The sequence below is a fragment of the Mesorhizobium sp. M7A.F.Ca.CA.003.01.2.1 genome (assembly GCF_003998945.1).
GTDB classification, from domain to species: Bacteria; Pseudomonadota; Alphaproteobacteria; order Rhizobiales; family Rhizobiaceae; genus Mesorhizobium; species Mesorhizobium ciceri.
On sequence record NZ_RZRA01000321.1, the window covers coordinates 1 to 5,502 of the forward strand.

The window sequence follows — 5,502 nt, forward strand, 5'->3', positions numbered from 1 at the left end:
GATCACGACAGGCAGTTGCCGTTTGCCGAGCGTGGCGAGCAGCTGGCGCAGCTTCTGCGGGGTCTGGGGGGTGATCGCGCCTTCCGCCGAGATCCATTCCGGGCAGTCTGGATTGCAGAGCGGATTGGTGCCGCGAACGACAACGAAGCGCATGTCTTCATCGCGCCGCGCCGCCTCGGGTTCGATCGCTGGCGGAGTAGGCCTGGCCGCGGTCGCCATCAGGCCATCAGGCTTGTTCCCCGGCACTTCCCGGCAATTCGTGGCCAGGCGGCCGGGTTCGCACAGGCTCGCCGCGGTCAACAGGCCCACGGCGTCCGTGCTGGTGACCAGCTTCATCGCCAGCATGTCATCGAGGGCGATCTGGTGGATTTCGCTGGCCGGGGTGCCCTTCATCGTTTCGAGCATGCTTTGTTCGATGCCCATCTGGTCCAGGTAGGCCGCCAGCTTTTTCTCCACCGACTTGCTCATTTCGTAGGTCTTGTAGCTGCCGGCGTTCTTGCGGCTGACGATCTTCGTGTTGAGGATCTTCTTCTTGCCCCCGACGATCCGGTAGGTGGTCCGGTATTGCAATTTCGTGCGGATGTAGGTCGTGGTGATCTGATGGACGCCGAGATAGGCCCATTCGCCGGCCACTCGCCTGATGCCGCCGGCAAACATCAGAGGACAGGCGGAATTGCACATGGCGCCATAGTCGATGACATCGCCGAAGTAGCGGGCGTCACGGTCCTGGCACCCCTTCGCGTCGGGCTGGCAGCTGGAAAACACCGTCTTGCCGATGGCGATATCGAGCTTGTTCTTGCGGATCAGCCGGCCAAGCGTCAGCGCCGCCTCGACATTGCCGCCGGGAGAATCCACGACAACAGGCAGTTTCCGCCCGCCAAGCGTCTTCAGCATGCGTTTGAAGAGCGCCGGAGTTCCGGCTTCTATGGAGCCCTCGGCCGATATCCATTCCGGACAGATCGGCTCGCACCCCGCTGCGTTGCTGCGGACAATGCCGAACCGCATCGTCGGCCCAAGATCCGGCGCCGCATCCGCCGCGAAGGCTGCCGGGCCTGTGGCAAGCAGCGCAATCAGCCAGGTCAGAGCCAGCGGCCACAATGCCCGACGATGAAAATACCGCCTTGGAACCATTTGGAAAAAGCCCCTTGATGCAACCTATACTAGACGAGGTCCAGAGCCTTGCAACAGGCTTCGGCCGACGGGGCGGCAGCCGATAGCCCGGCAAACAAAAAGGGCGGCCCGAAGACCGCCCTTTCTTGTCGATCCGGCGAATGCCGGGCTCGGTTATTCCTTGATGGTGACGACGATGCCGGCACCGACGGTGCGGCCGCCTTCACGGATAGCGAAGCGCAGCTTCTCTTCCATGGCGATCGGCACGATCAGCTCGACATCGACCGTGATGTTGTCGCCCGGCATCACCATCTCGGTGCCTTCCGGCAGCGACACGATGCCGGTCACGTCGGTCGTGCGGAAGTAGAACTGCGGACGGTAGTTGGTGAAGAACGGCGTGTGACGGCCACCTTCGTCCTTGGTCAGGATGTAGGCTTCGGCCACGAACTTCTTGTGCGGCTTCACCGTGCCCGGCTTGGCCAGAACCTGGCCGCGCTCGACACCTTCACGATCAACGCCGCGCAGCAGCGCGCCGATGTTGTCGCCAGCCTGGCCCTGATCGAGCAGCTTGCGGAACATTTCCACGCCCGTGCAGGTCGTCTTGGTCGTCGGACGGATGCCGATGATTTCCAGCTCCTCGCCGACCTTGACCACGCCGCGCTCGACGCGGCCGGTCACGACCGTGCCGCGGCCCGAGATCGAGAACACGTCCTCGATCGGCATCAGGAACGGCTTGTCGAGCGGACGAACCGGCGTCGGGATGTAGGCATCGACCGCAGCCATCAGCTCGCGGATCGCGTCTTCACCGATCTTCTTGTCCGAGTCTTCGAGAGCAGCCAGAGCCGAACCCTTGACGATCGGAATGTCGTCGCCGGGGAATTCGTTCTTGGTCAGAAGCTCGCGAACCTCGAGCTCGACCAGTTCGAGCAGCTCGGCGTCGTCGACCTGGTCGACCTTGTTCAGGAACACCACGATCGACGGCACGCCGACCTGACGGGCCAGCAGGATGTGCTCGCGGGTCTGCGGCATCGGGCCGTCGGCAGCCGACACGACCAGGATCGCGCCGTCCATCTGCGCGGCGCCGGTGATCATGTTCTTCACATAGTCGGCGTGGCCGGGGCAGTCGACGTGAGCGTAGTGGCGGTTGGCCGTCTCGTATTCGACGTGAGCCGTCGAGATCGTGATGCCGCGCGCCTTCTCTTCAGGGGCAGCGTCGATCTGGTCGTAGCGCTTGTATTCGCCAAAATACTTGGTGATCGCCGCCGTCAGCGACGTCTTGCCATGGTCGACGTGGCCAATCGTGCCGATGTTCACGTGAGGCTTGTTACGCTCGAATTTACCTTTGGCCATTGTCTCTTTCCTTGGACGGCCCGGATCTTCAGTTCGGTCGAAGACCTTCAGTTCAGTCGAATGCGGGGCGATTAGCGACAAAGGCCAAAAAACACAAGCGTCTTTTGGCCGGGTGCCGTCTCACTCAGTCCGAACCATCGATCCGATTGCGGGGATGTGGCGCTGATATAGGAAGGCTCCGGGCAAAATGAAGGGGTAGCGGGCCGACCGATCGAGGCCGCGAAAGCGCCGGCTTGCTTGCCCGGCCCTGTCTGAATCATGGCCAGGCCATGGACCATTGCCGCCGCCATCCGCCTCTGATCTTGTGGCCGGATGCATTTCATCCCTGTCTCTATCCGCGGCCCGCTGTTCATGATCGTCTCGACGGGGTCGTATCTCGTCAACGATACAATGATGAAGCTCGCGACGGCGGGCCTGCCGTCTTATGAGGTGCTGTTTCTGCGGGGTGCCGCGGCGGCCCTCTGGGGCTTCCCGCTGCTGTTCGCGCTGGGCTACGGCAAGCAGATCCCGCTGATCTTCGACAAGCGCGTCCTGAGCCGGAACGTGCTCGAGCTGGCGGCGATCCTTTGCTATGTGGTCGCGCTCGCCAACATGCAGATCGCCGATTCCACCGCGCTCGGCCAGATCACGCCGCTCTTGATGCTGGTTGGCTCCTCGATCCTGTTTGGCGAGCGGATCGGCGGCCGGCGCATGGCGCTGATCGGGCTCGGCTTCGTCGGCGCGCTGATGGTGGCGCAGCCGACCATGCAAGGCATTTCGGTCTATGCCCTGCTGGCGCTCGGCAACGCAGCCCTTGCAGCGGCGCGCGACCTAGCCGGCCGGCGGGTCTCGGCCGAGGTGCCGGGGATGATCGTGGCGATTTCCGCCGTCGTGGTGGTGCTGATCGGCGCCGGCGCCGCGCATCTTGTTTCCGAGCGCTGGGTCATGCCCGGGGCGCATCACCTGCTGCTGATGGCAGGTGCTGGATTTTTCCTGATCTTCGGCCACTTCTTCATCTTCATGGCCTATCGCGTCGGACCGACCAGCGCCGTGGCGCCGTTCTACTATTGCTTCACCGTCTGGGCGGTCATTTCGGGCCTGCTGGTGTTCGGGCAATTCCCCAACACACTGGCGGTCTGTGGCATCCTGCTGGTCGTCGGCAGCGGGCTGACCATCGTGTCGCTGGATCAGCGCCAGCGCCGGTTGGCCGTCGTCGCCTAGCCTCGTTTCATTGCGGGAACGCCGATCTTTGTTTTCGCCGCCCCGATGCCATAGGCAAGCCACAGCCGGGCATACCGGCCTGAAGCCGGTCTTGCCTTCAGAAACTCGAAACCTCAGACGATCCGCAGGCGCCTAAAGCGTCCGCCTTGCGCTGAACTGATGGTAGGCCCACAGAACAACCACCGCCCCGATGACGGCAACGATCAGGCTGTAGATGTTGAGACCGGTGACGCCTGATGCGCCGAAGGCACTGAAGATCAGCCCGCCGACAATGGCGCCGACGATGCCCAGCACGATATCCATTATGACACCCTGGCCGGTCTTGTTGACGATCTTGCTGCCTATGAAGCCGGCGACCACGCCGAGAATGATCCAGCTGATGATACCCATTTTTTCCTCTCCATCCCCTCGCCAGCCGAACATTTTCATATGATTGTCAAAACCTCAAGCCAGCTTGAAATTCCGCCCGAATGCTTCATTGTTGAGGAGGGGTCGGGCCTTGGTCGCTATGGAGGATCCACGATGGGACTTTTTGACAACGCCGTTCCCGGCGGCAACATCACCAAACCTCTGATGATCGCACTCGGCGCATTGCTGGTCGGCAAGATGCTGAGCGGCAGAAGTGCCGAAGAGCCGGAACAGTCTCCCGTGCCCGCTCCGACCGCCCCCGTCCCGACGGAAACCACATCCGCCGACGGTGGCCTGCTGGGCGGCCTGGGCGGACTGCTCGAAAAGCTCCGGGACGCCGGTCACGGCAACACCGCGGACTCCTGGGTCGGAACCGGCCAGAACCAGTCGATCAACGCCAACGATCTTGGCGCCGCGATCGGACCGCAGATCATCCGCGAGATCGCGCAACGGACCGGACTGGACGAGCAGGAACTGCTCAAGCAACTGTCCACCGCCCTGCCCGGCATCGTCGACAAGCTGACGCCGAATGGCCAGGTGCCGCAGCAGCACCAGGTCGCATCCGCGTTCAACAGCTGACGCGGCGCAGCCACGACAATTGGAGCGCTGCGCTTCGTGCGCAGTGCTTCGGCTTGCCGGTGATGGGATGAGTGTCTGGAGCGGGTAGCGGGAATCGAACCCGCATATTCAGCTTGGAAGGCTGCTGCTCTACCACTGAGCTATACCCGCGCCTTACCTGAAGTACCGGATTCATCCGAAAAGCGCCATGCACTTTTCGGTCCGATTCTTGTCGCGTTTCAGGGCTTCCGGGCCGGCAGTGGTGGAGAGGGTTGGATTCGAACCAACGTAAGCTAAGCTAACGGATTTACAGTCCGTCCCCTTTAACCACTCGGGCACCTCTCCAGTCTGCCGCCGGAGCCATGCAACGAGGCATTCACGCCGATCCGGACCCGAGTTATGTGTTCTCCGAAACCAGCGCAGCGCCTTATGGCGGCAAGGCCATTGGGTGTCAACCGCGCAGCCAGCGTTTTTCGATGTTGTTCGCCGGCTGTGACGGCGGGCCATATCCTTGGCCGGAGGACACCGCTATAGAAGCCAGCCATGAGCGATAAAACCAACACCCCCAAAGACACCCATTACGCCAAGCTGCGCCGCGCCTATCGCGACGAGAAAAGCGGCGGCGCGCCGGCGTTCCGGCCTCGACAGCCGGTTCCGCCGGGCGAAAATGCCGCGGACGGACTGGTGCGGCTCTACGGCCTGCACACGGTTCGCGCCGCACTCGACAATCCGCGCCGCAAGATCAGGAAGATGCTGGTGACGCGCAATGCGGCCGAGCGCCTCGAAATCGCCGATCTCGCCGCCCTGCCCTTCAAGACGGAACTGGTCGAACCCAGGGATATCGACAAGATCACAGGGTCGGATGCCGTGCATCAG

General features: G+C 62.7%; 6 protein-coding genes and 2 tRNA genes. 3 read left to right on the forward strand and 5 right to left on the reverse strand.

What is annotated here, in order from left to right:
• Both EN969_RS14850 and tuf read right to left on the reverse strand, forming a co-directional pair.
• A partial coding sequence (locus EN969_RS14850; RefSeq protein ID WP_127419210.1) for a hypothetical protein occupies positions 1–1,131 on the reverse strand: 1,131 nt, incomplete at its 3' end.
• A 153-nt stretch (positions 1,132–1,284) separates the two neighbouring features.
• On the reverse strand, positions 1,285–2,460 hold the full coding sequence (gene tuf, locus EN969_RS14855; RefSeq protein WP_013531404.1) for an elongation factor Tu: 1,176 nt from the start codon (positions 2,458–2,460) through the stop codon (positions 1,285–1,287).
• Between the two features lie 312 nt (positions 2,461–2,772).
• Between tuf and EN969_RS14860 the strand changes: the two genes are divergently transcribed.
• Complete coding sequence (locus EN969_RS14860; protein WP_063168074.1) at positions 2,773–3,660, forward strand: DMT family transporter; 888 nt, start codon at positions 2,773–2,775, stop codon at positions 3,658–3,660.
• Between the two features lie 132 nt (positions 3,661–3,792).
• Here the strand turns inward: EN969_RS14860 and EN969_RS14865 are convergent, their stop codons facing one another.
• On the reverse strand, positions 3,793–4,050 hold the full coding sequence (locus EN969_RS14865; RefSeq protein WP_013531402.1) for a GlsB/YeaQ/YmgE family stress response membrane protein: 258 nt from the start codon (positions 4,048–4,050) through the stop codon (positions 3,793–3,795).
• Positions 4,051–4,182: 132 nt separating this feature from the next.
• On the opposite strand from EN969_RS14865, the gene EN969_RS14870 reads away from it, so the two are divergent.
• Positions 4,183–4,647 (forward strand): YidB family protein, encoded by a 465-nt coding sequence (locus tag EN969_RS14870; protein WP_024505802.1) that lies wholly within the window; start codon positions 4,183–4,185, stop codon positions 4,645–4,647.
• Positions 4,648–4,723: 76 nt separating this feature from the next.
• Here the strand turns inward: EN969_RS14870 and EN969_RS14875 are convergent.
• Both EN969_RS14875 and EN969_RS14880 read right to left on the reverse strand, forming a co-directional pair.
• A tRNA-Gly gene (locus tag EN969_RS14875) sits at positions 4,724–4,797 on the reverse strand.
• Between the two features lie 89 nt (positions 4,798–4,886).
• Positions 4,887–4,971 (reverse strand) — tRNA-Tyr (locus tag EN969_RS14880).
• A gap of 198 nt (positions 4,972–5,169) precedes the next feature.
• On the opposite strand from EN969_RS14880, the gene EN969_RS14885 reads away from it, so the two are divergent.
• The coding region (locus EN969_RS14885) for an RNA methyltransferase substrate-binding domain-containing protein (protein WP_281060009.1) at positions 5,170–5,502 on the forward strand (333 nt) is incomplete at its 3' end.

Bases quoted from the DNA above. Each gene is read 5' to 3' on its own strand.
- tuf (WP_013531404.1), bottom strand. From the start codon at position 2,460: ATGGCCAAAGGTAAATTCGAGCGTAACAAGCCTCACGTGAACATCGGC.
- EN969_RS14865 (WP_013531402.1), bottom strand. From the start codon at position 4,050: ATGGGTATCATCAGCTGGATCATTCTCGGCGTGGTCGCCGGCTTCATA.
- EN969_RS14870 (WP_024505802.1), top strand. From the start codon at position 4,183: ATGGGACTTTTTGACAACGCCGTTCCCGGCGGCAACATCACCAAACCT.
- EN969_RS14860 (WP_063168074.1), top strand. From the start codon at position 2,773: ATGCATTTCATCCCTGTCTCTATCCGCGGCCCGCTGTTCATGATCGTC.